We start from the raw sequence: 23,473 nt of genomic DNA on the forward strand, positions 1-23,473 counted from the left end.
TAATTTCCTCTTAGCGACTCAAATTGGCAGCCAGGCGGTCCAGCTGGCCTCGCACGGAGCCGTCGATGACCAGGTCGCCGGCGCGGATGATGGCCCCTCCAAGAAGGGAGCTGTCGACCGAGGAGGTCAGATCCACTTCGCGGCCGAGACGTTCGGACAGCGCCTTGTGGATCTCTTTCTCCTGCGCCTGGGTGAGTTTGCGGAACGCAATGACCTCGGCCTCCACGCGGCTTTCGGCTTCGGCCTTCAGCGCGTTGAAGGCCTCGCTCACGGCCGGCAGTGCCGGCAGGCGACCGTTCTCGCCCAGCAGGCGGACCAGGTTGGCCGCACCGTCGTTGAGCTTGCCCTCGGCGATGTCCAGCACGAGCTGGGCACGCTTGTCCCGCGGCACCCGGGGATTCGAGAGGAGATCGTGCATCCGGGAATCGCCGGCGATCGCCGCCAGCAATTCCAGCTGCTCGGCCCAGCCGGCGAGGTCCTGGTCCTCGCGTGCCCGCTCGAAAGCGGCGCGGGCGTAGGGTCGGGCTACCGAAATCAGGTCTGACATAGCCTCTCCTTACAGCTTGGCAGCGAGCTTCTTGAGAAGGTCACCGTGGGCCTTGGCGTCAATCTCCTTGGCCAGGATCTGCTCGGCACCCTGCACCGCCAGGTCGGAGACCTGCTTGCGCAGTTCGTCCTTCGCGCGGTTGAGCTCCTGCTCGGCTTCGGCCTGCGCCGATTCCTTGATTCGCTCCCCTTCCTCGCGGGCGTTGGTGCGGGCTTCCTCGACGAGCTCGTTGGCACGCTTCTGAGCGGAGGCGACGATGTCGTTGGCCTGCTGCTTGGCCTCCTTGATGACCTCGGTCGCACGCTCCTGGGCCAGCTCCTGTTCCTTCTCGCCGCGTTCGGCGGCCGCGAGGCCGTCGGCGATCTTCTTGCGCCGTGCCTCCAGGGCCTGGGTCAGCGGCGGCCAGACGAATCGCATGGTGAACCATACGAAAACGCTGAAGGCCAGCAGCTGCCCGATGATGGTGAGATTGATATTCATCCTGCTACCTCAGGTTGACGAGTGGTGAGGGATCCTCGTGACTCGATCAGCCCTTAGCCGAGAACGAACAGGACGTACAGGCCGATACCCACCGAGATCATCGGCACGGCGTCGGTCAGACCCACAACGATGAAGAAGTTGGTGCGCAGCATCGGGATCAGTTCCGGCTGACGGGCAGCGCCTTCGAGGAAGCGACCCCCGAGGGTGGCGACACCAATCGCGGCGCCGATAGCGGCCATGCCCATCATCAGAGCGGCGGCGATAATAACCAGAGCGTTAGCCATTTCCATCGTAATATCTCCAGTGAAGTTGAGACGGTCGGTTGAAGTTAAGGGTTATCAGTGGTCTTCCGAGTGAGCCATGTCCAGATAGACGATGGTCAGCACCATGAAGATGAAGGCCTGCAGCGGCACCACGAGGATGTGGAAGATCGCCCAGCCGACGTGCAGCACGCCCCCGGCGAGCCCGAACATCAGTCCGGCGGAGTACATCAGGCCGATGAGGATAAAGATCATCTCGGCGGCGTACAGGTTGCCGAACAGTCGCAGGGCGAGAGAAGCCGGCTTGGCCAGGAGGTCGACGACTTCCAGCACGAAGTTGGCCACCCAGGTCAGGGGCTTCAGCGGGGTGATGGAGGTCTGGAACGGCGCACCGGTCAGCTCCTTGACGAAACCCACCGGACCCTTGATCTTCAGCGAGTAATAGATGATGAGAATGAACACGCCCAGCGCCAGACCGATCGTCACGTTGATGTCGGTCGTGGGCACGATCTTGAAGTACGGGATGCCCAGCAGATAGGCGAGGTGCGGGATCAGATCCACCGGCACCAGGTCCATCAGGTTGAGCAGGAAGATCCAGATAAAGATAGTCAGTGCCAGCGGCGCGATGAGGTCGTTCTTGTGCTTGAACGAACCGCGCACGTTGGTGTCGACGAAGTCCATGATCCATTCGACGAAGTTCTGCCAGCCACCGGGGACACCGGCGGTGACCCGCTTTGCCGCGTAACGGAAGCTGAGGATGAACAGCAGGCCGAGGCCGATGGACCAGATCATCGAATCAACGTGGATGGCCCAGAAACCCATCTCGGAAGCCTCCGATGCGCTCATCGCGAAGCCGAGCCCGTTCTCCGGGTGATACCCGAAGGTCAGGTTCGTGAGATGGTGATTGATATGGTCGTCCATTTCTGAAGCCATGTCGCTATCTCTTCATTGCTTGGGCGGATGCCCGGTGGACCCACCACACGGGCAGAAGATGCACCGCGAGAAAGCCACCGAACAGGGCGGGCAGGTCGGGGTTCTCGTGACCCGCGAACACCGCCGCAAATGCGGCTGCGATGAGCAGCAGCCGGAATACCTGAGCCAGCATCATGCGCCCGGCCAGGTTCCGGGCAGCCGACGCACGATACGCCCCGAAGACCGCAAATACCATCACGGCGTTTCCGAGGGCGGCAATCCCGCCGCCGAGCGCCATCGAGATGGCGGCCGACGGTAACGACAGCACCAGCAAGAGCACCGTCAGGAGAAGGGTGACTGCGAACTGCAGACCGAGCGACTGAACGGCAGGGCTGAAGCTTCGCGGTGTCATCTGGTGGATGGGCACAACCCACCCCTCTCCGGAAAATTGCGCGCAGTATAAGTGGGCCCTTAAGGGAGGTCAACGCGACCCGCGGGGGCCGGCCGGGTTACTGAATATGTGACAGGATTCCGTCGAGCTCGTCGAGGGAGTTGTATTCGATCACCAGCCGGCCCTTGCCCTGACGGTTGTAACGCACCTGGACGGGAGCACCCAGGGTGTCGGCAAGGCGGCTCTCCAGTTGCCGGATCTCGGGCGGTGGCTCGGTGGAGACCGGCTCGGCATCCTTTTGCTCGAGGGTGCGGCGAACCAGCTGTTCGGTGGCGCGTACCGAGAGGCCGCGCTTGACGACGCGCTCGGCGACTTCGGGCTGATCGTCAACCGGCAGGGCAAGGATGCAGCGGGCATGGCCCATCTCGAGGCGGCCCTCGTCGACGTGAACCTTGACCGCATCGTGGAGCTCCAGCAGCCGCAGGAGATTGGTCACCGCGGTGCGCGAGCGGCCGACGGCGGTGGCCGCGTCCTGGTGGGTCAGTTCGAATTCGCCGATCAGCCGGTGGATGGCACTGGCTTCCTCCAGCGGGTTGAGGTTCTCCCGCTGGATGTTCTCGATCAGGGCCATCGCGGCGGCCGCCTGGTCGGGGATCTCGCGGATCACTGCGGGGACCGTTTCGAGGCCTGCCTGCTGGGCGGCGCGCCAGCGTCGCTCGCCGGCGATCAGCTCGTAGCCTTCGTCCACCGGCCGCAGGACCACCGGCTGGACGATGCCCTGCGAGCGGATGGATTCGGTCAGTTCGGCCAGCGCTTCTTCGGATATCCGGCCCCGCGGCTGGTAACGGCCGCGGCGGATGCGTTCGACCGGCACGGACTCCAGGCGATCCTCTTCACCGGGCTCCTCGGAGGCCCCGCTGAGCAGCGCGTCGATACCACGTCCGAGTCGTCCACTGTTTCTTCTGGCCATGTTTCGAATCCTGCCGAAAGGAGCAATCAGCGGCGCAGCAGTTCGCCTGCCAGGGCGAGATAGGCGACCGCGCCGCGCGATGATGCATCATACAACAGAGCAGGCTGACCGAAGCTGGGGGCTTCGGCCAGGCGGATGTTGCGCGGGATCACGGTATTGTAGACCCGGTCGCCGAAATACCCGGTCAGCTGCTCGGAGACGTCGCCGGCGAGACGGTTGCGGGCATCGAACATGGTGCGCAGCAGTCCGGCGATGCGCAGGCGGGGATTGGGCCCGCGCTGGATGCTCTCGATGGTGCGCATCAGCGCGGTTAGGCCCTCGAGGGCGTAGTACTCGCACTGCATGGGGATGACGACGCCATCGGCGGCGACCAGACCGTTGACCGTCAGCAGATTGAGCGACGGGGGGCAGTCGACCAGCACGTAGTCCCAGCGGCCACGGGCATCCGCCAGGGCCTGTTGCAGGCGATATTCGCGGCCCTCTTCCTCCATCAGGCGCACCTCGGCCACGGTCAGGTCACCGTTGGCCGGCAGCAGATCGAAGCCGGCCTCGACGCGTTGCACGACATCATCCAGGGGCGCATCACCCAGCAGGACGTCGCAGGTGGTGCGTACGTCGGCATGCTTGTCTTCGCCGGATCCCGTGGTCGCGTTGCCCTGCGGGTCCATGTCGACCACCAGCACCGAACGACCCAGACGGGCGAGCGATGCGGCCAGGTTGACGCAGGTGGTCGTCTTGCCGACGCCGCCCTTCTGGTTGGTGATCGCAAGGGTCTCGGTCACGGCGCAGTTCTCTCGATGATGGCGATGTGACGGGGGGCGTGCTCGCCGGGAATGGTAACCGGCTCGACCGCTTGATACGACCACGGTGCCGGCAACGCTTCGCGGGCACGGTCGGCGGGGCCCAGCATCGCCAGTACCCGCCCCTGCGGGGCGACCAGATGGCCGGCGCGCTGCAGGGTCTCGGCGGGGGCCTTGAAGGCGCGCGAGACCAGGGTATCGAACGGGGCCTGCGGCGCGAACTGCTCGATCCGCAGATGCCGGGCCTCGACGTTTTCCGTCCGCAGCAGGCCGATAACGTGACGCAGGAAGCGAACGCGCTTGGCGGCACTGTCCAGCAGACAGTACCGCCGATTCGCGGCCGCCTCGCCGTCGGGGGCGTACGCGTCGGCCAGGGCCAGGATCAGCCCCGGCAGTCCGGCGCCGGTTCCCACATCCAGGATACGCTCCCCCTGCAGCCACGGGCGCAGGCTGAGACTGTCGAAGACATGCCGCGACACCATCTGCTGCGGGTCGCGCACCGCGCTCAGGTTGTGCACCCGGTTCCAGCGTTCGAGCTGACTCAGCCAGGTCACCAGCGCGTCGATCGCGGGTTCCGTCAGGCCCGCGGCAGGGGCGTGGCGCGCTAGCTCCGCACGCCAGGTGTCCTCATTCGCCACTGGCCCGCTGCTTCAGATGCACGGCCAGGGCGGACAGCGCGGCCGGGGTCACGCCGGGAATGCGCCCCGCCTGGGCCAGGGTGTGGGGACGAAACTCGGCGAGCTTCTGCCGCAGTTCGGCGGACAGCCCATGGACGCGGTCGTAGTCCAGGTTTTCCGGCAGCGGCGTGTTTTCCGCGAGCGCCTGGCGGCGGACCTCGGTCTGCTGACGTTCGATGTAGCCGGCATATTTCGTCTGGATCTCGACCTGCTCGCAGACGTCGGCGGGCAGGGTCGCAGCCAGCTCGGGCAGGCAGGCCATCAGGCCGGGATAATCCACGTTCGGGCGGCGCAGGAGGTCTTCCAGGGTCGCTTCGGGATCGGGTGTCTGGCCGAGGTAGGCGACCAGGGCCTCGTTGCGGCGCTGTTCGCGCGACAGTCGGGTCGCACCCAGGCGCGCGCGTTCGGCCTCGACCTGTTCGGCACGGCGACCGAACACGGTCCAGCGTTCATCATCGACCAGGCCCATTTCGCGGCCCGCCGGCGTGAGGCGCAGGTCGGCGTTGTCCTCGCGCAGCAGCAGGCGATGTTCGGCGCGCGAGGTGAACATCCGGTAGGGCTCGCGGGTACCGCGGGTGACCAGATCGTCGATCAGCACCCCGATGTAGGCCTCGGAACGCTGCGGGACCCACGGGTCGTGCCCGGCGACGTGACGGGCGGCGTTGAGACCGGCCACCAGCCCCTGGGCAGCCGCTTCCTCGTAGCCGGTCGTACCGTTGATCTGGCCGGCGAGGAACAGGTTGTCGACTTCGCGGGTCGCCAGCGCCGGGGTCAGACCGCGCGGGTCGAAGAAATCGTATTCGATCGCATACCCCGGACGGGTGATGTGTGCGTGCGCGAAACCGGGGATGCTGCGCACCACGTCGACCTGTACCTCCCAGGGGAGGCTGGTGGAGATGCCGTTGGGATACAGCTCGTGGGTATCCAGGCCTTCGGGTTCCACAAAGATCTGGTGACTGTCCTTGTCCGCGAAGCGCACGACCTTGTCCTCGATCGACGGACAGTAGCGCGGGCCGGTGCTGTCGATGGCCCCGGAATACATCGGCGAGCGCTCGAGGTTGTCGCGGATGATCGCGTGGGTATGCTCGGTGGTCCGGGCGATGTGACAGGCACGCTGCGGCGGATGCTCGTCGCGCGAACCGATGAACGAGAAGACCGGTCGCGGATCGTCGCCGGGCTGACGTTCCAGCACGGAAAAGTCGACGCTGCGGCCGTCGATGCGTGGCGGGGTACCGGTCTTCAGCCGGCCGACATCGAACGCCATCTCGCGCAGGCGCGCCGCCAGGCGTTCGCTCGGCGGGTCGCCGGCGCGGCCACCGGCCTGGTTCTGCTCGCCGGTATGCATCCGGCCGTTGAGGAAGGTGCCCACGGTCAGCACCACCGAGCGGGCCTCGAAGCGGATCCCGCCGTCGGTCACGACCGCCGCAGCGCGGTCACCGTCGAGCACGACATCGGCCACGCCCTGCTGAAAGACCCGCAGGTTGGGGCACTGGTCGACGGCGCGGCGCACGGCCAGGCGATAGAGCTGGCGATCCGACTGCGCGCGGGTCGCGCGCACCGCCGGCCCCTTGCGCCGGTTCAGCACGCGGAAATGGATACCCGCGGCATCCGCGGCCCGCGCCATGACCCCGCCCAGCGCGTCGATCTCCCGGACCAGATGCCCCTTGCCAATGCCGCCGATCGCCGGGTTGCAGCTCATCTGCCCGACGGTCTCGAGGTTGTGGGTCAACAGCAGGGTTTGCGCACCGGTACGCGCGGCCGCCAGGGCTGCCTCGGTACCGGCATGCCCGCCGCCCACTACGATGACATCGAAGGATTCCGCCATGCTCCAGAACTTCCCGGCCCGGGGGTCGGGCCACTGCGTTGCAAGCGATCAGTGTAGCAGGAGCGCGCGCATCGATCAGGTCGGCACGGGGGCGCTGCGCACACAGTCGCGGCCGGCGGTCTTGGCGGCGTACAGTGCGTCATCGGCACGCTGCACCAGCGCGTCCAGCGATTCGCCGCCGTGGCGACACGCCACGCCTACCGAGGCGGTGACGGTCAGCGAATCCGCCGGAAACAGATCGACCGGTTCCGCCCCCAGACGCTCACGGATCCGTTCCGCCAGCGCTCGCGCGTGCTCGAGGTCGCCATGCGGGAGGACCGCGAGGAATTCCTCACCGCCCCAGCGGCCGGGGGTGCCACCATCGCGCAACTCGTCCTGCAGCAGGGCAGCGAAATGTTCCAGCACCCGGTCACCGGCACGATGGCCATGGGTGTCGTTGATCCGCTTGAACCAGTCGAGATCGAACAGCAGCACACACAGGCCGGCATCCGCCCCGCCGCCGACTTCCAGCTGACGCCGGACCCGGCGCGCAAGGGCCCCGCGGTTGAACAGGCCGGTCAACGGATCACGAGTGGCCTGACGGTAGAGCCGCAGCAGCATGTGCAGCTGACTGAGAGCGGCCCATACGGCTACCCCGGCCACCAGCACCAGCAGCCAGAGATTACCCAGGGTGTCCCAGCGACCCAGATTCCCCATGGCCGCCTCGATGGCCATGTAGACGGCGAGGATGGCGACCGAACCGAACGCACCTTCGCGCAGGGTCAGCGGGAAGATGGCCAGGGCCGCGACCGTGAGTGCGGGAAAGAAAGCGTAACCCGAGGCGAGCGCCGACCCGAGGTCGGAATTGATGATGAACCGCGCCATGGCATAGAGCGTCATCGGAATCGCCAGCAGCAGGGCGAGGCGCCACAGCGTCCCTCGGTAGCCGGTATCCTGGCGGCAACTCCACCACAGCACCAGTCCGGCGCCGGCACCGGTGAGCCGCAGGATCATCGTGAGCAGGGCGTCCGGGGTATCCAGCAGGAAGAATTCAAGCGGCAGCCACAGGGGCAGACCGATGGCCAGCAACAGCGCGAGCGGCCGGATCCGTCGGCGGATGTAGTCCGCCCGGGTTTCGCGGAAGTCGGGCGCGTGACCGCCGCCGTGGACCAGATCGGGAAGATTCATCCGGATCAGGCGTTCACGCAGGGAGGCAGGGGAGGATTCCTCGGTCGGGACTTCCGGTTCGGTCGCCATGCCGCATTCCTTCGCTCGGGATTCGGCAAGCCTGCGGCGGGATCACGGCGAATGCAAAAGTCGCAGGACGGCACTCGGATTATTTGCCGATACAGAATCCGGCGAAGATCTCGCCCAGCAGGGCCTCGTGGTCCTGGCGCCCGAGCAGGGCGTCCAGGGCCTGTTCGGCGCTGCGCAGTTCTTCCGCGGCGAGATCGCCGGGCAGTGCCGGGTCGATGCGTTCCAAGGCGCCGGCCGCCGCCGCCAGGCCGTCCAGGTGACGCGCACGCACGCTGAATCCGCCATCCGTCTCGGGGGCCAGGCCCAGGCGCGCGGCAATCGCGTCGCGCAGCGCATCCAGTCCCTCGCCGGTGCGCGCGGAGATCGCGAGTGCGTCGGCGGAAACACAACCCTCCCGATCATCGGCAAGATCGGTCTTGTTCCACACGACCAGGCGGGGCAGATCGGCCGGCAGCTCCTGCGGTATCCGGGCGTCGGGATCGGTCAGGTCACGCAGCTCGAGGACCAGATCCGCCGTCCGTCCGGCCTCGCGGGCCCGTTCCATGCCGATCTGCTCCACCGGATCCTCGCTCCCGTGCAGGCCGGCGGTATCCACCACCTCGACCGGAATGCCGTGGATCGCGACCGGTGCCCGCAGCACGTCGCGCGTGGTCCCGGGCCGATCGGTGACAATCGCGACCTCATCCTCTGCAAGGCGGTTCATCAGACTGGACTTGCCGGCGTTGGGCGGCCCGAGCAGCGCCAGTCGCAGACCGCGGTCCAGGTAGCGGCCGGGCCGCAGGCGTTCGATCAGCTCGCGGATCTGCGCGGCGAGTTCGGCCGCCGCCGGCGCCAGCATCCCGGCCACATCCGACTCGAGATCGGTCTCGCCAAAGTCCAGTTCCGCCTCCATGTGGACCCGCAGGTCGCGGATGCGGCGCGAGACCGGCTGCAGCTCGGCGGCCAGGGCGCCGTCCAGACTGGAACGTGCGCGCCGCGCCGCGCGCTCGGTCTGGGCGTGGATGAGATCGGCGACGGCCTCCGCCTGGGCCAGATCCATGCGGCCATTGAGGAATGCGCGTTCGGTGTATTCGCCGGGGCGCGCACGACGCGCGCCCAGGGCCACGCAGGCCGCGACCAGCCGCTCCAGGAGTACGGGGCTCCCGTGGCCCTGGAATTCGACCACGTCCTCGCCGGTGTAGGAACGCGGGCCCGGGAAGAACAGCACCAGACCGTCGTCGATCAGCGCGCCATCGGCGGGGTCCTGCAGCCGCACGTAATGGGCGTGCCGCGGCCGTGGATCAAGCCCGGCGATCCGCCGCGCCATTACCGCGGACTCGGGACCGGAAAGGCGCACCACCCCGATGCCGCCGGACCCCGGAGGGGTCGCGACCGCGACGATGGTGTCACCGTCCACGTAGGGTCACTCCTTCTGCTTGTCGGGGTCCGCGCCGGTCTCGATCTTGCGCGTGATGTACCACTGCTGCGCGATGGAGAACAGGTTGTTGGTGAACCAGTACAGCACCAGGCCCGCCGGGAAGAAGGCGAAGAACACGGTGAACACGAACGGCAGCGCCATGAAGACCTTCTGCTGTACCGGATCCATCGGCGGCGGGTTCAGCTTGTACTGCACGAACATGGACACGCCCATCAGGATCGGCAGGATGAAGAACGGATCGCGCGACGACAGATCCTGGATCCACAGCCACCACGGGGCCTGGCGCAGTTCGACACTCTCCAGCAGCACCCAGTACAGGGCGATGAACACCGGGATCTGGACGAGTATCGGCAAACAGCCGCCCAGCGGGTTGATCTTCTCCTTCTTGTACAGGTCCATCAGCGCCTGGTTCATGCGCTGCTTGTCGTCCTTGTAGCGTTCCTTCAGCTCCTGCAGCTTGGGCGCGACCTTGCGCATGCGCGCCATGGAGCGGTAGCTGGTCGCCGAGAGCTTGAAGAACGCCAGCTTGATCAGGATCGTCAGGATCACGATCGACCAGCCCCAGTTGCCCACCACTGCGTGGATCTTGTCCAGCAGCCAGAACAGCGGACTGGAGAGGAAGGTGAACACCCCGTAATCGACCGTCAGTTGCAGGCCGTCCGCGATCTCGGCCAGTTCGGCCTGGGTCTTGGGCCCCACCCACAGCCGGGTGTGGAAATCCCCGGTCTCACCGGGACCAACGCGCAGTGGCTCGGCCGAATGCAGGCCGATCAGGTATTCCTCGCCCACCTCGCCGGGCACGGAGCGGGCGTACAGGGCGTTGAGTTCCTCGGCGCCCGGGATCCACGCCGACACGAAATAGTGCTCGATCATCGAGACCCAGCCACCCTCGATACGATCCTCGACCGGATCGTCTGCCAGCGACTCGAAACGCTCGCGCTCGTAGCTGCCGTCGTACCAGGCCGCCCCGGTGAAGGTGTACAGCCACCAGGATTCACGGTCGGGGGTCTCGCCATGACGCAGCTGGCGATACTGGCGCCCGATCCAGGGATCGGCACTGTGATTGTGAACCTCGTATTCCACCTCGATCAGGTGGGTGCCGCGGTTGAAGACGTAGGTCTTCACGACTTCGATCTCGCCGTCTTCCGAGGTCCAGCGCAGCGGCACGCGCAGCTGATCCTGGCCTTCGCCCAGCTCGAAACGATCCTGATCGACCTCGAAGTCGGCGTGATGCGAGGGCGCGCGTCCTTCGGGGGCGACACCCTCGACGCGGTCGTGGGTCAGGCCGCTCTGTGCGACATAACCGCGAATGCGGTGATCCATCAGGCGCACCGGCACCAGGGGGTCGTCGCGCAGATCCTGCGGGAACTGCAGCAGATCGGCCCGCAGGATCGTGCCACCGCGGGTATCGATCAGCAGGTCATGCTTGTCGGTCACCACCTGGATCTGACGCCGCTCCGGGGCCGCGATGGGTTCCGGGGCATCCGTGGCCGGGTCGGCCTCGGGCTCGGCCGCCGCCTCCGGGGTATCCGGAACATCCTCCGGCCGCGCATCCGGATCTTCTTCCAGCTCGCGTTCGGCCGCGGTCTCGGTGGCCGGTCGAGTGCCGTAGTCATCGTTCCAGGCCATCCACATCAGGAACAGGATGAAGGCCAGGGTCAGCCACAGCAGGGGACGGATGTTATCCATGGGCGCGATTACTTCCGGGAAGGAGATTGGGAGTCGGGATCCCGCGGCGGGACCGGATCATAGCCGCCCGGTGACCAGGGATGACAGCGCAGGATGCGGCGCAGGCCCAGCCAGAATCCGCGCAGCACGCCGTGGGTCTCCACGGCTTCCACCGTGTAGGCGGAACACGTCGGGAAATGGCGGCAATGCGGCCCCATGAACGGCGAGATGCCGTACTGGTAGGCCCGCACGGGCAACAGGGCGATCTTGCGCAGCAGACGGCTCATCGGATGCGGTCCAGCAAATGGTCGATCTCGCGCCGCAGGGCTTCGGCTTCCACGTCACCCGCCCCGCCGCGCGCAAGGATGATGATATCCACCGGCGGCAGGTCGGTACGTCGCTGGCGAAAGGCCTCGCGGGCGATTCGCTTGATCCGGTTGCGCCGTACCGCGCGTCGGACATGGCGCTTGCCGATCGCCAGGCCCAGCCGCGCGGGGCCGTCCTCGCTCCGCGGGCGGTAAAGCAGGGTCAGGTGGCGCCCGCGCACCCGCCGTGCGTCCTGAAAGACGTAGCGGTAGTCACCGCCGGTCAGCAGGCGCGCGGCGCGCGGAAAGCCGGCCGGCGAGGACTGCGCGGGCACTCGGGCCGAGGCCGGGCGTTACGGCGTCAGGCGCTTGCGGCCCTTGGCCCGGCGGGCATTGATGACCTTGCGACCGCCACGGGTGGCCATGCGGGCACGGAATCCGTGGGTTCGCGCGCGGACGAGACGGCTGGGCTGGAAGGTGCGCTTCATGATGATTCCGGAATGACTGGATGAAAGGCCGGTGAACCTACCCCGTGTAGCGCCACAAGTCAATCGTCCCCGGGGGATGCGGCTGGCGTGACCGGGCGCGGCGGGCGTAGACTGCACGCCTGTTTCGTATCCCTCATCGGAGAATATCGCGTGGCTTCCGACAGCCTTTGGAGGGCCTGCCTGGACCGCCTGCAGGACAAGGTCTCCGAACAGCAGCTCAATACCTGGCTGCGCCCCCTGCATGCGGATGAAAGTGGCGACACCCTGCGCCTTCTGGCCCCGAACCAGTTCGTGTTCGAGCATGTGCGCGACCATCTCCTCGGGACGATCGAAGAGGCGGTGGTGGAGATCGCCCCCGCCGGTTCCGGGGGTGACACGCCGGCCGTCCGTCTCGGGATCGGCGGCGAGGAACCGACGCCGGCAGCGGCAGGCGACGGGGCGGGCGCCAGCGGGACGCGGCCGGCCGAAGGGACCGGCACGCCGCCTCGCGCATCCGGACCGGTCAGCAACCTGAATCCGGCGTTCACCTTCGAGACCTTCGTCGAGGGGAAGTCCAACCAGCTGGCCAAGGCCGCCAGTCTGCAGGTCGCGGAAAATCCCGGGGTCGGCTACAACCCGCTGTTCATTTACGGGGGTGTCGGCCTGGGCAAGACCCATCTGATGCATGCGATCGGCAACAGCATCCTGGCGCGCCAGCCGGAGGGACGGATCATCTATCTGCATTCCGAGCGCTTCGTTGCAGACATGATCAAGGCGCTGCAGCACAACGCGATCGATGACTTCAAGCAGCACTACCGCAGTGCCGATGCGCTGCTGATCGACGATATCCAGTTCTTTGCCGGCAAGGAACGCTCGCAGGAGGAGTTCTTCCATACCTTCAACGCGCTCCTGGAAGGCCAGCAGCAGATCATCCTGACCTCCGACCGTTACCCCAAGGAAGTCGAGGGGCTGGAGGAGCGCCTGAAGTCCCGGTTCGGCTGGGGACTGACCATCGCGATCGAACCGCCGGAACTGGAAACCCGTGTCGCCATCCTGCAGCGCAAGGCGGAACAGGCAGGGATCGAACTGCCCAGCGAGGTGGCCTTCTTCATGGGCAAGCGGATCCGTTCGAACATCCGCGAACTGGAAGGTTCGCTGCGCCGGGTCCTGGCGAACGCCCACTTTACCGGCAAGCCGATTACGGTGGACTTCGCCAAGGAGGCACTGCGCGACCTGCTGGCGGTGCAGAACAAGCTGATTACGCTGGAAAACATCCAGAAGACCGTAGCCGATTACTACCGCATCAAGGTCGCGGATCTGCTGTCGACGCGGCGCAGCCGCTCCATCGCGCGGCCGCGTCAGGTCGCGATGGCTCTGGCCAAGGAACTGACCCAGCACAGCCTGCCGGAGATCGGTCAGGCCTTTGGCGGGCGCGATCACACCACGGTCATGCACGCCTGCCGCAAGATCGCGGAACTGCGCGAATCGGACGCGAGCCTGGACGAGGACTATTCCAATCTTCTGCGGACACTGAGCAGCTGACAGCCGGGTCGATGAACGAGCGCCGCGGGCTGTGGACAAGACGGTGGACAAGCTGTCCGGGTGACGGTGCATAAACCGTGGGCGAATGCGCAGGCGGAATCTGTCCACAGGTCGCGCACAGTTACCCCCAAGGGCTCACGGGACGGATAATTAGTAATAAGTAATTGTTTTACAAAGGGAAATATTCTTTTTCCCACAGGCTGACGCGTCAGTTATTACTACAAGTATTCATTTAGAAAGCTCTTACAACAGGACACGCCATGGAACTCTCATTCAACCGGGAAGCGATGACCGAGGCCCTGCAGCGGATCGTGGGTGCGGCCGAGAAACGGCTGACCATGCCGATCCTCGGGAATGTCCGCGTGCGGCCGGACGAGTCCGGGGGCATGCGGCTGGAGACCACGGACCTGGAACTGGCCTGGAGTGCCCATGCATCCGGGAACATCCCGGCGGAATGCGACACCACGGTCTCGGTGCGCAAGCTGCTGGATGTGGTGAAGGCCGCACCCGGCGAGAGCGAGATCCGGGCGAGCCTGGATGCCGAACGCATGAGTGTCGGTTTTGGCGGTTCTCGGTTTTCGCTCGCCACCCTGCCCGGGGCGGATTTCCCCGACTGGGAAGCCGGCGGAATCCTGGCCGCGGTGGATGTACCACAGAACCGCCTGCGGCGGTTGCTGGAGGCGACCATGTTCTCCATGGCGCAGCAGGATGTGCGTTACTACCTCCAGGGGCTGCTGCTCGTGGCCACCGGACACACCCTGCGGGCGGTTGCCACCGATGGCCATCGCCTCGCCCTGGCGGAGATCGAACTCGACCAGCCGGTGGAGAATCGCATCGAGCGGATCGTGCCGCGCAAGGCGGTGGCCGAGCTGAAGCGCAACCTCAACGACGAAGACCAGGCGGTGCGCATCGGGTTCGCCGAGGACCAGATCGTGTTCGAGCTGGGAACGGCGGTGTTGCGTTCCAAGGTGATCGAGGGGCGCTTCCCGGACTACGAACGGGTCATCCCTGCGGATCTCCCGGCGACCCTGGTGGTTGAACGGGAAGTGCTCAAAAGGGCGCTGGCGCGGGTCTCCATCGTCGCGAGTGACAAGTACCGGGGGGTGCGGATGGTCCTGGGACCGGCGGGCTGCCAGGTGATGACCCATAACGCCGATCGCGAGGAAGCACAGGAGTCGGTGGAAGCATCCTACGACGGGCCGGAAATGGAGATCGGCTTCAACCTCGGGTACCTGCAGGACGTGCTCAACGTGATCGAAACGGATTCAGTGCGGATCGGCCTTCGGGACGGGAACTCCTCGATCCTGATCCAGGCGGAACCGCCCGGCGGCGCGCGCTACGTGGTCATGCCCATGCGTCTGTAGCTGCGGACCCGGAGTGCTGGAAGAACTGCGTATCCAGGGCGTACGCAACCTGGAGGCAACCCGGCTGCAGCTGAGTGGCGGATTCAACGTGTTCACCGGGGCCAACGGAGCCGGCAAGACATCGGTGCTGGAGGCCTGTCACCTGTTGTCGGTCGGTCGTTCGTTTCGTACGCAGCAACTGCGCCGGGTGGTCCGCGAGGGGGAACACTACCTCGGCGTGGGAGGCACGGTGCGGGATCCGGTGAGCGGGACGCGCCACCGGCTCGGTGTGGAATGGCAGGGAAGCCGACGCTCGCGTCTGGACGGGGAGTGGCTGCGGGGGCATGCGCGCGTGGCGGAATGGCTGCCCTCGCGGGTGCTGCACGCGGGCAGCTTCGACCTGGTGCGCGAAGGACCGGAAGAACGGCGACGCCTGCTGGACTGGGGGTGTTTTCACGGAATTGCCGGGTATCGCGAGGCATGGCAGCGCTGGCGGCGGGCCCACGAGCAACGCAACGCGGCGTTGCGTCAGGGACAGGGTCGCGCGGCGCGCGAATTCGAGGGGCCGCTGGTGGCGGCGGGTGAACGCGTGACCCGGGCGCGCGAAGATTATGTCGGGGAGTGGCGGGCACGGACGCTGGAAGCCGCGGGGAAGCTGGGATTCGAGGGGGACCTGGAAGGACTGGATCTGCGGCTGCGGCCGGGATGGGAACAGCGACGTTCGCTGGCGGAAGCGGTCGACCGCAGTCGGAGCACGGATGCGGAACGGGGGTTTGCACAGGTCGGGCCGCAGAGGGCCGACCTGGTGCTCAAACTGGCCGGAAGGGACGCGACGGAGGGATCGCGCGGGGAACAGAAACGGCTGGTGACGGCACTGGTGGTGGGCCAGGGTCTGATGCTGGAGGCGCGTACGGGGCGCTCGCCGCTGCTGTTGCTGGACGACGTTCTGTCGGAACTGGATCGAGGGGTGACGGCCGGGCTGCTCGGCGGGCTGGATATGCTGGGCTGGCAGGTCCTGCTGACCGCAGTGGATCACGGCGCGGTCGGGGACCGGGTTCGGGAGCCCCGGATGTTTCACGTGGAACACGGGCGGGTGGCTGCTCCGCCCGAGTGATGTTCCACGTGGAACATTCCTCCTCCTCCTCCTTTTCAGCCGCCGACGCGCCGACCGCCAGAATCGGCCGGCTTTGCGGTACAATGACGGGATTGTCACCTGCCGGAAGCGCATCCATGGCCGACCACGAAATCCCCGCCGATCCCGCCGCCTATGATTCCAGCCAGATCCGTGTCCTCAAGGGCCTGGACGCGGTGCGCAAGCGTCCAGGGATGTACATCGGCGATACCGATGACGGCACCGGTCTGCACCACATGGTGTTCGAGGTGGTGGACAACTCCATCGACGAGGCCCTGGCCGGACACTGTGACAGCATCGAGGTCGTGATCCACGAGGACAACGCCGTCAGCGTTGCCGACAACGGCCGCGGCATCCCCACGGATGTCCACGAGGAAGAAGGCAAGTCGGCGGCCGAAGTCATCCTTACCGTCCTCCACGCCGGCGGCAAGTTCGACAACAATTCCTACAAGGTCTCGGGTGGCCTCCACGGGGTCGGCGTGTCGGTGGTCAACGCCCTGTCGGAAGAACTTCGCCTGGAGATCCATCGCGACGGCCAGCGGCACGAACAGATCTACCACCTCGGCGTACCGGAGACCGATCTGACCGTGGCGGGGGCGACCGAACGGCACGGCACCCGCATCTGGTTCCGACCCAGCAGCGAGATCTTCTCCGACATCGAGTTCCATTACGAGATCCTCGCCAAACGCCTGCGCGAGCTTTCGTTCCTCAACTCGGGGGTGCGCATCACGCTCCGAGACCTGCGTGACAACCGCGAAGAGACCTTCGTGTTCGAAGGCGGTATCCGTGCCTTCGTCGAACACCTGAACCAGAAAAAGACCGCCCTGCATCCCACGGTCATCTACGCCGACCAGATGCGGGATGATTACGCAGTAGAGATCGCCCTGCAGTGGAATGATTCGTATCAGGAGAATATCTTCTGCTACACCAACAACATTCCGCAGCGCGACGGTGGCAGCCACATGGCCGGTTTTCGCGCCGCGCTCACCCGCACGATCAACCAGTATCTCGAGCGTGAGGGTCTGACCAAAAAGGCGAAGGTCGCCACGGCCGGCGATGACATGCGGGAGGGTCTGACCGCGGTCCTGTCGGTGAAGGTTCCCGACCCCAAATTCTCGTCGCAGACCAAGGACAAGCTGGTCTCCTCCGAGGTGAAGCCGATCGTCGATTCGGTGCTCTCCGATGCGCTGGGCGCCTTCCTGCTGGAAAATCCGCCCGAGGCCAAGGCGATCACCGACAAGGTGCTGGATGCCGCCCGCGCCCGCGAGGCCGCGCGCAAGGCACGTGAAGTCACCCGTCGCAAGGGTGCCCTGGACGTTGCCGGCCTGCCCGGCAAGCTCGCCGACTGCCAGGAAAAGGACCCGTCCCGCTCGGAACTCTACCTGGTGGAGGGGGACTCGGCCGGCGGATCGGCCAAGCAGGGCCGCGACCGCCATTTCCAGGCGATCCTTCCGCTCAAGGGCAAGATCCTCAACGTGGAGCGCGCGCGTTTCGACCGCATGCTCGGTTCCGCCGAGGTGGGTACGCTGATCACCGCCCTGGGCTGCGGCATCGGCAAGGACGAATACGACCCCGACAAGCTGCGCTATCACCGCATCATCATCATGACCGACGCGGATGTCGACGGCTCACATATCCGCACCCTGCTGCTGACCTTCTTCTTCCGTCAGATGCCGGAGCTGATCGAGCGCGGCCACGTCTACATCGCCCAGCCGCCGCTGTACAAGATCAAGCGCGGCAAGCGCGAGCAGTACATCCGCGACGAACAGGAGATGCAGCAGATCATCCACTCCCTGGCCCTGGACGGGGCAGCGCTGCATCCCGCCGCCGAGGCCCCCGCGATCACCGGCGAGGCGTTCGAGGACCTGATCCGCGCCTACCAGGCGGCCGCCGCGGCGGTCGGGCGTCTGGGACGTCTGTATGATCCTCGCGTCCTGTGGGGCATGCTCGAAGCGCCACCCATGCCGCGCCCGCGTTCGGTGACCGAACCTGCGGTTCAGCAGTGGTTCCAGGCGATTCTCGACGGACTGTCGAGTGACAAGGCGGGTGCCACGCGCTACGAACTGGAGGCCGATCGCGACCCCGACGGTCATGACCGGCTCGCACTCCATCGTCTCGAGCACGGCGCGCGGCTGTCGCAGCACCTCACCGACGACACCCTGGCCTCGCGCGATTTCCAGGCCATCCTCGATCTCTCCGAACGCCTGCAGAGCCTGCTGGACGAAGGGGCCTACATCCAGCGCGGCGAGCGACGCCACGAAATCGTCCGTTTCTCCGAAGCCATGGAATGGCTGCTGGCCGAAGGCCGGCGTGGGCTGTCCGTCCAGCGGTACAAGGGCCTCGGGGAAATGAACGCCGAGCAGCTGTGGGAGACGACCATGGACCCCGAATCCCGGCGCCTCCTGCAGGTCCGCGTGGAGGATGCGATTCGCGCGGACGAGATCTTCACCACCCTGATGGGCGACCAGGTCGAGCCGCGCCGCGACTTCATCGAGACCCGCGCGCTGAGCGCCGAAAACGTCGACATCTGAGCCGCGCGCGTCGCCCGTGCTCGCCCTGCTGCTGACCCTTGTCGGTACGATCGGCCTCGTCTGGCTGGGGCGGACGGCGGCCCGTCTCGCCCACTGTCACCGTCAGGTAACCCGCGCCTGGGAGCAGTTCGATGTCCTGGTGTGCCAGCGTAATGCGCTTTTACCGCAGGCTCTGACCGAACTCGCGGTCCCGCCGGCCCGGCGCGCCGGCCTGGACACCGTCCTGGCGGCACAGGAATCCGCCCGCCGCCACGGCGATCCTCCGCAACTTGCGACGGCCGAGCGAGACCTGCGGAAGAACTGGGACCTGCTCGTCGAGGAATTCGGCGAATCCAACCGCGATCACTCCGGCGTCCGGCGTATCGAGGCCCTGGATGCAGCGATCACGGATGCCATTCGCCGCTACAATGCGGCCCTTGGCGCCTATCGCTCGCTGTGCCGAACCCCTCCGGGCGTACTGGTCGCGCGCCTGACCGCCCGTGGTTCCTACGCCCCCCTGGAGCCCTCCCACCAGCGCGAGCGTGCACATTGATCAGTGTTTCCCTGACAGTGGCATAATCCCGTTCCCAAACATCGACCCCGGGAGCCGTCGTGTCCAATCCGTTGCTGAACGTGGATTCCCTGCCCGCGTTCCGGTCCATCGAGCCGGATCATGTGATCCCGGCCATTGATCAGTTGCTCGCCGACAATCGCCGCGAGATCGATGAACTCGTCGCCCGCGCCGGTGATCGCCCCACCTGGGACAACCTGGTCGCTCCTCTCCAGGACCTGGAAAACCGCCTGGAGACCGCGTGGTCACCGGTCAGCCATCTGAATTCGGTGATGAATTCGCCGGCCCTGCGCGAGGCCTACAATGCCTGCCTGCCCAGGTTGTCGGATTACGGTTCCTGGCTGTCGCAGCACCAGGGCCTGTACCAGGCCTTCCGCGCGCTGGCCGATGGAGATGAATACCCGCGCCTTTCGCCGCAGCGGCGCAAGGTCATCGACGATGCCCTGCGTGACTTTCATCTGAGCGGTGTCGATCTGCCCGCGGAGGCGCGCGACCGTCTGCGAGCAATCGACGGGCGGCTCTCCGAGCTGACCGCCAGCTTCGAAGAGAATGTGCTGGACGCCACTCAGGCCTGGGCCCATCCGCTACACGAGGAGGGCGAACTCGCCGGCCTGTCCGATTCCGACCGCGCCCTGCTGGCCCGGAACGCCCGTGACCACGAACTGGACGCACCCTGGGCCGCCACCCTCGACTTCCCCAGCGTGCACGCCGTCCTCACTCACGCCGACGATCGCGCGCTGCGCGAACGCGTGTATCACGCCTTCGTCACCCGAGCCTCGGAGACCGGCCCGCACGACGTTGCCTACGACAACTCCGCCAACATGGTCGAAATCCTGCAGCTGCGCCAGGAAAAGGCCGAACTCACCGGTTTTCCCCGTTACGCCCATCGTTCGCTGGCGACCAAGATGGCCGAGACCCCGGAGCAGGTGGAGCAGTTTCTCGCCGATCTCGCCCGCCGCGCCCGTCCGCAGGCCGAACGCGACCGTGCCGAGCTGGAGCGCTTTGCCCGCGAGGAACTCGGCCTCGAGCAACTCGAGTCCTGGGATGTGGCCTGGGCCGCGGAGAAGATGCGCGAGCGCCGGCTCGGACTGTCGCAGGAGATGCTGAAACCGTATTTCCCCGCCACCCGGGCCGTGGACGGTCTGTTCCGTCTGGTCGAACGCCTGTTCGGGGTCCGCTTCGAGGCCGATCCGGAGATCGAGACCTGGCACGACGACGTGACCTTCTACCGCATCTTCGGCCCCGAGGGCGATGAGCGGGCCGGCTTCTACCTGGACCTCTACGCTCGCCGCAACAAGCGCGGAGGCGCCTGGTTGGATGTCTGCCGCCAGCGCTATGCGCGGGCCGACGGGTTGCAACTGCCCGTGGCCTACATGACCTGCAATTCCACGCCGCCGGTGGATGACCAGCCCGCGCTGTTCACCCACGACGAGGTGATCACGCTTTTCCACGAATTCGGCCACGGTCTGCACCACATGCTGACCCGGGTCGACGAGCCCGAGATCGCCGGCATCAACGGGGTGGAATGGGATGCGGTCGAGCTGCCCAGCCAGTTCATGGAAAACTGGTGCTGGGAGCGAGAACCGCTGGACCTCTTCGCCCGGCATCACGAGACCGGCGAGCCGATGCCCGAGGACCTGTACGAACGCCTGCAGGGGACGCGTCATTTTCATGCTGCCCTGCAGCTGTTGCGCCAGGTGGAGTTCTCCCTGTTCGACATGCGCCTGCACGACCGTCCGGCCCCGACGGACCCCGCCGAGATCCAGGATCTGCTGGATGCGGTGCGCCAGGAGGTCGCGGTCTTCACTCCGCCGTCCTATAACCGTTTTCAGCACGGTTTCGCGCATATCTTCGCGGGGGGCTACGCCGCGGGTTACTACTCCTACAAGTGGGCCGAGGTGCTCTCGGCGGACGCCTTCGCCCGGTTCGAGGAGGAGGGCCTGTTCTCGCGCGAAGCCGGCGCCGATTACCTGCACGAGATCCTCGAGGCCGGGGCCTCCCGTCCTGCCGCGGATTCCTTCCGCGCGTTCCGCGGCCGCGACCCGCAGATCGATGCGCTGCTGCGCCACAGTGGACTGGAGGAGAAGGCCGCGTGAAGATCGCCAGCTGGAACGTCAATTCCCTGAAGGTGCGTCTGCCCCAGGTCCTGTCATGGCTGGGGACGTCGCACACCGACATCCTCGCCCTGCAGGAGACCAAACTGACCGACGAAGCCTTCCCCGTGGCCGCCATCCACGAGGCCGGCTATCAGGTGGTCCATTCCGGCCAGAAGACCTATAACGGCGTCGCCATCCTGTCGCGCACCGAGGCCACCGACGTGGTGACCGATCCGCCCGGGCTCGAGGACGCCCAGCGCCGCATCCTCGCCGCGACCATCGCCGGCGTGCGCGTGGTGAACCTGTACGTGGTCAATGGCGAGGCCGTGGATTCGGAAAAATACGCCTACAAGCTCGACTGGCTGTCGCGGGTCCGCAGCTGGCTGGAAGAAGAGGCCCGGCACCACGACCGGCTCGTGGTGCTCGGCGATTTCAATATCGCGCCGGACGACCGCGACGTCCACGACCCGGAGGTCTGGGAGGGCAAGGTCCTGTGTTCGGCACCCGAACGCGAAGCGTTGCAGTCCCTGCAGGCCCTGGGGCTGGAGGATACGTTCCGCGCGTTTGATCAGCCCGAAGGTGAATTCTCCTGGTTCGACTACCGTGCCGCGTCCTACCGCCGCAATCGCGGGTTGCGGATCGATCTGATCCTCGCGTCGGCGGAGCTCGGCAGGCGGCTGGCGGGGGCCGGTATCGATCGTGAGCCCCGCGCCTGGGAACGCCCCTCCGACCACGCGCCGGTGTGGGCGGAATTTAACGACGACTGACCCGCCGCCCGCGGTACCACCACCCATCACGGGGAGGACCCATGCAGTACAAGGATCTGCGCGATTTCATCGACGGCCTGGAACAGCGGGGAGAGCTCCGCCGCATCCAGCGCGAGGTCAGCCCCGACCTGGAGATGACCGAGATCAGCGACCGCGTGCTGCGTGCCGGCGGCCCCGCCCTGCTGTTCGAGAACCCGACCGGTTCCGACATCCCGGTGCTGGCCAATCTGTTCGGCACGCCGGAACGCGTGGCCCTGGGCATGGGCGAGGATTCGGTGGAGGCATTGCGCGAGGTCGGCCGCCTGCTCGCCTTTCTCAAGCAGCCCGATCCGCCCAAGGGTCTGAAGGCGGCCTGGGAGCAGCTCCCGGTGTTCCGCAAGGTCCTCGACATGGCGCCGAAGAAGGTGCGCAGTCCGGACTGCCAGCGACACGTGCTCGAGGGTGATGACGTCGACCTGAACCGACTGCCGGTGCAGACCTGCTGGCCGGGCGATGCCGGGCCCCTGATCACCTGGGGCCTGGTCGTGACCCGCGGCCCGGAGAAGACCCGACAGAACCTGGGCATCTATCGCCAGCAGGTGATCGGACGCAATCGCGTGATCATGCGCTGGCTGTCACACCGGGGTGGCGCTCTGGATTACCAGGAATGGTGCCGGGCTCACCCGGGCGAGCCGTTCCCGGTGGCCGTGACCCTGGGTGCGGATCCGGCGACGATCCTGGGGGCGGTCACCCCGGTACCGGATACCCTGTCGGAGTATGCCTTCGCCGGCCTGCTGCGCGGGCGCCGGACCGAACTGGCCACCTGCATCGGTTCCGACCTGCAGGTCCCGGCTTCCGCAGAATTCGTCCTCGAGGGCCATATCCATCCGGGCGATACCGCGCCGGAAGGCCCCTTCGGCGATCACACCGGATACTACAACGAGGTCGACGAATTCCCGGTCTTCACCATCGACCGGATTACCCACCGCGAACGGCCGATCTATCACTCGACCTACACCGGCCGCCCGCCCGACGAGCCGGCCATCCTCGGGGTCGCGCTCAACGAGGTCTTTGTCCCGATCCTGCAGAAGCAGTTTCCGGAGATCGTGGACTTCTACCTTCCCCCCGAAGGCTGTTCCTACCGCCTCGCGGTGGTCTCCATGCGCAAGCAGTACCCCGGCCACGCCAAGCGCGTGATGATGGGGGTCTGGAGTTTCCTGCGGCAGTTCATGTACACCAAGTTCGTCATCGTGGTCGACGAAGACGTGAACACCCGCGACTGGAAGGACGTGATCTGGGCGATCACCACCCGCATGGATCCGGTGCGCGATACCACGCTGGTCGAGAATACACCTATCGATTATCTGGATTTTGCCTCGCCGGTATCCGGTCTGGGATCCAAGATGGGGATGGATGCGACATCCAAATGGCCCGGCGAGACCGACCGCGAATGGGGCCGACCCATCAGCATGGATCCGGCCGTGAAGGAACGGGTGGACGCCATCTGGGACGAACTGGGGCTCTGAACCCGCGACCCGGTTACCGGACTGCAGGAGGGGGCGAGCCCGGGGACATCCG

At 66.3% G+C, this 23,473-nt stretch carries 23 protein-coding genes; 8 read left to right on the top strand and 15 right to left on the bottom strand.

Annotated elements, in window-relative coordinates; genetic code table 11:
• Positions 1 to 10: 10 nt before the first annotated feature.
• From F790_RS0103585 to rpmH, 15 genes are all read right to left on the bottom strand, one after another.
• Complete coding sequence (locus F790_RS0103585) at positions 11 to 547, bottom strand: F0F1 ATP synthase subunit delta (RefSeq protein ID WP_019022539.1); 537 nt, start codon at positions 545 to 547, stop codon at positions 11 to 13.
• Between the two features lie 9 nt (positions 548 to 556).
• Positions 557 to 1,027 carry a F0F1 ATP synthase subunit B gene (locus tag F790_RS0103590; protein ID WP_019022540.1) on the bottom strand — a complete coding sequence of 157 codons (471 nt, stop codon included), beginning with the start codon at positions 1,025 to 1,027 and terminating at the stop codon, positions 557 to 559.
• A 53-nt stretch (positions 1,028 to 1,080) separates the two neighbouring features.
• The gene (gene atpE / locus F790_RS0103595; protein WP_018868902.1) at positions 1,081 to 1,317 is read right to left on the bottom strand and encodes a F0F1 ATP synthase subunit C; all 237 of its coding nucleotides are present in this window, start codon (positions 1,315 to 1,317) and stop codon (positions 1,081 to 1,083) included.
• A gap of 48 nt (positions 1,318 to 1,365) precedes the next feature.
• Positions 1,366 to 2,208, bottom strand: a complete 843-nt coding sequence (gene atpB / locus F790_RS0103600) for a F0F1 ATP synthase subunit A (protein WP_019590856.1) — start codon at positions 2,206 to 2,208, stop codon at positions 1,366 to 1,368.
• Positions 2,209 to 2,224: 16 nt separating this feature from the next.
• A complete protein-coding gene (locus tag F790_RS0103605) occupies positions 2,225 to 2,626 on the bottom strand; it encodes an ATP synthase subunit I (RefSeq protein ID WP_019590857.1) in 402 nt (133 codons plus the stop codon).
• 82 nt (positions 2,627 to 2,708) lie between these two features.
• Positions 2,709 to 3,560 carry a ParB/RepB/Spo0J family partition protein gene (locus F790_RS0103610; protein ID WP_019022542.1) on the bottom strand — a complete coding sequence of 284 codons (852 nt, stop codon included), beginning with the start codon at positions 3,558 to 3,560 and terminating at the stop codon, positions 2,709 to 2,711.
• A 26-nt stretch (positions 3,561 to 3,586) separates the two neighbouring features.
• Positions 3,587 to 4,342 carry a ParA family protein gene (locus tag F790_RS0103615; protein ID WP_019022543.1) on the bottom strand — a complete coding sequence of 252 codons (756 nt, stop codon included), beginning with the start codon at positions 4,340 to 4,342 and terminating at the stop codon, positions 3,587 to 3,589.
• Positions 4,339 to 4,998 carry a 16S rRNA (guanine(527)-N(7))-methyltransferase RsmG gene (gene rsmG / locus F790_RS0103620; protein WP_019590858.1) on the bottom strand — a complete coding sequence of 220 codons (660 nt, stop codon included), beginning with the start codon at positions 4,996 to 4,998 and terminating at the stop codon, positions 4,339 to 4,341. Before rsmG ends, F790_RS0103615 begins: the two co-directional genes overlap by 4 nt.
• Complete coding sequence (gene mnmG / locus F790_RS0103625; RefSeq protein ID WP_019590859.1) at positions 4,988 to 6,862, bottom strand: tRNA uridine-5-carboxymethylaminomethyl(34) synthesis enzyme MnmG; 1,875 nt, start codon at positions 6,860 to 6,862, stop codon at positions 4,988 to 4,990. Before mnmG ends, rsmG begins: the two co-directional genes overlap by 11 nt.
• A gap of 75 nt (positions 6,863 to 6,937) precedes the next feature.
• Positions 6,938 to 8,098, bottom strand: a complete 1,161-nt coding sequence (locus tag F790_RS0103630) for a diguanylate cyclase (RefSeq protein WP_018868895.1) — start codon at positions 8,096 to 8,098, stop codon at positions 6,938 to 6,940.
• Between the two features lie 79 nt (positions 8,099 to 8,177).
• Positions 8,178 to 9,494, bottom strand: coding sequence for a tRNA uridine-5-carboxymethylaminomethyl(34) synthesis GTPase MnmE (gene mnmE / locus F790_RS0103635; protein ID WP_019590860.1), 1,317 nt, complete (start codon positions 9,492 to 9,494; stop codon positions 8,178 to 8,180).
• A 6-nt stretch (positions 9,495 to 9,500) separates the two neighbouring features.
• Positions 9,501 to 11,204, bottom strand: coding sequence for a membrane protein insertase YidC (gene yidC / locus F790_RS0103640; RefSeq protein WP_019590861.1), 1,704 nt, complete (start codon positions 11,202 to 11,204; stop codon positions 9,501 to 9,503).
• Between the two features lie 8 nt (positions 11,205 to 11,212).
• Positions 11,213 to 11,470, bottom strand: coding sequence for a membrane protein insertion efficiency factor YidD (yidD, locus tag F790_RS0103645; RefSeq protein ID WP_019590862.1), 258 nt, complete (start codon positions 11,468 to 11,470; stop codon positions 11,213 to 11,215).
• The gene (rnpA, locus tag F790_RS0103650) at positions 11,467 to 11,823 is read right to left on the bottom strand and encodes a ribonuclease P protein component (protein ID WP_018868891.1); all 357 of its coding nucleotides are present in this window, start codon (positions 11,821 to 11,823) and stop codon (positions 11,467 to 11,469) included. Before rnpA ends, yidD begins: the two co-directional genes overlap by 4 nt.
• An 18-nt stretch (positions 11,824 to 11,841) precedes the next feature.
• Positions 11,842 to 11,976: a 50S ribosomal protein L34 gene (rpmH, locus tag F790_RS0103655; RefSeq protein ID WP_018868890.1), complete on the bottom strand. Its 135-nt coding sequence runs from the start codon at positions 11,974 to 11,976 to the stop codon at positions 11,842 to 11,844.
• Positions 11,977 to 12,126: 150 nt separating this feature from the next.
• Here rpmH and dnaA point away from each other — a divergent pair, with 150 nt between their 5' ends.
• The 8 genes from dnaA to ubiD all read left to right on the top strand — a co-directional run bounded on the left by dnaA (position 12,127) and on the right by ubiD (position 23,421).
• Positions 12,127 to 13,497: a chromosomal replication initiator protein DnaA gene (gene dnaA / locus F790_RS0103660; RefSeq protein ID WP_018868889.1), complete on the top strand. Its 1,371-nt coding sequence runs from the start codon at positions 12,127 to 12,129 to the stop codon at positions 13,495 to 13,497.
• Between the two features lie 260 nt (positions 13,498 to 13,757).
• The gene (dnaN, locus tag F790_RS0103665; RefSeq protein ID WP_019569333.1) at positions 13,758 to 14,861 is read left to right on the top strand and encodes a DNA polymerase III subunit beta; all 1,104 of its coding nucleotides are present in this window, start codon (positions 13,758 to 13,760) and stop codon (positions 14,859 to 14,861) included.
• 13 nt (positions 14,862 to 14,874) lie between these two features.
• Positions 14,875 to 15,954, top strand: a complete 1,080-nt coding sequence (locus tag F790_RS0103670) for a DNA replication/repair protein RecF (protein WP_019590863.1) — start codon at positions 14,875 to 14,877, stop codon at positions 15,952 to 15,954.
• A gap of 116 nt (positions 15,955 to 16,070) precedes the next feature.
• Positions 16,071 to 18,503: a DNA topoisomerase (ATP-hydrolyzing) subunit B gene (gene gyrB, locus F790_RS0103675; protein WP_019569335.1), complete on the top strand. Its 2,433-nt coding sequence runs from the start codon at positions 16,071 to 16,073 to the stop codon at positions 18,501 to 18,503.
• 16 nt (positions 18,504 to 18,519) lie between these two features.
• Positions 18,520 to 19,035: a hypothetical protein gene (locus F790_RS0103680; RefSeq protein ID WP_018868885.1), complete on the top strand. Its 516-nt coding sequence runs from the start codon at positions 18,520 to 18,522 to the stop codon at positions 19,033 to 19,035.
• Positions 19,036 to 19,094: 59 nt separating this feature from the next.
• Positions 19,095 to 21,149 carry a M3 family metallopeptidase gene (locus tag F790_RS0103685; RefSeq protein WP_019590864.1) on the top strand — a complete coding sequence of 685 codons (2,055 nt, stop codon included), beginning with the start codon at positions 19,095 to 19,097 and terminating at the stop codon, positions 21,147 to 21,149.
• A complete protein-coding gene (gene xth / locus F790_RS0103690) occupies positions 21,146 to 21,916 on the top strand; it encodes an exodeoxyribonuclease III (protein ID WP_019590865.1) in 771 nt (256 codons plus the stop codon). Before F790_RS0103685 ends, xth begins: the two co-directional genes overlap by 4 nt.
• A gap of 41 nt (positions 21,917 to 21,957) precedes the next feature.
• Positions 21,958 to 23,421, top strand: coding sequence for a 4-hydroxy-3-polyprenylbenzoate decarboxylase (gene ubiD, locus F790_RS0103695; RefSeq protein WP_019588919.1), 1,464 nt, complete (start codon positions 21,958 to 21,960; stop codon positions 23,419 to 23,421).
• Positions 23,422 to 23,473 lie beyond the last annotated feature (52 nt).

This window comes from Thioalkalivibrio sp. ALE20 (assembly GCF_000381405.1).
GTDB lineage: Bacteria > Pseudomonadota > Gammaproteobacteria > Ectothiorhodospirales > Ectothiorhodospiraceae > Thioalkalivibrio.

Coding starts and splice junctions, on each gene's coding strand:
- F790_RS0103585 (WP_019022539.1), bottom strand. CDS start 547: ATGTCAGACCTGATTTCGGTAGCCCGACCCTACGCCCGCGCCGCTTTC.
- F790_RS0103590 (WP_019022540.1), bottom strand. CDS start 1,027: ATGAATATCAATCTCACCATCATCGGGCAGCTGCTGGCCTTCAGCGTT.
- atpE (WP_018868902.1), bottom strand. CDS start 1,317: ATGGAAATGGCTAACGCTCTGGTTATTATCGCCGCCGCTCTGATGATG.
- F790_RS0103610 (WP_019022542.1), bottom strand. CDS start 3,560: ATGGCCAGAAGAAACAGTGGACGACTCGGACGTGGTATCGACGCGCTG.
- yidD (WP_019590862.1), bottom strand. CDS start 11,470: ATGAGCCGTCTGCTGCGCAAGATCGCCCTGTTGCCCGTGCGGGCCTAC.
- dnaN (WP_019569333.1), top strand. CDS start 13,758: ATGGAACTCTCATTCAACCGGGAAGCGATGACCGAGGCCCTGCAGCGG.
- yidC (WP_019590861.1), bottom strand. CDS start 11,204: ATGGATAACATCCGTCCCCTGCTGTGGCTGACCCTGGCCTTCATCCTG.
- gyrB (WP_019569335.1), top strand. CDS start 16,071: ATGGCCGACCACGAAATCCCCGCCGATCCCGCCGCCTATGATTCCAGC.
- ubiD (WP_019588919.1), top strand. CDS start 21,958: ATGCAGTACAAGGATCTGCGCGATTTCATCGACGGCCTGGAACAGCGG.
- mnmG (WP_019590859.1), bottom strand. CDS start 6,862: ATGGCGGAATCCTTCGATGTCATCGTAGTGGGCGGCGGGCATGCCGGT.
- atpB (WP_019590856.1), bottom strand. CDS start 2,208: ATGGACGACCATATCAATCACCATCTCACGAACCTGACCTTCGGGTAT.
- F790_RS0103630 (WP_018868895.1), bottom strand. CDS start 8,098: ATGGCGACCGAACCGGAAGTCCCGACCGAGGAATCCTCCCCTGCCTCC.
- rpmH (WP_018868890.1), bottom strand. CDS start 11,976: ATGAAGCGCACCTTCCAGCCCAGCCGTCTCGTCCGCGCGCGAACCCAC.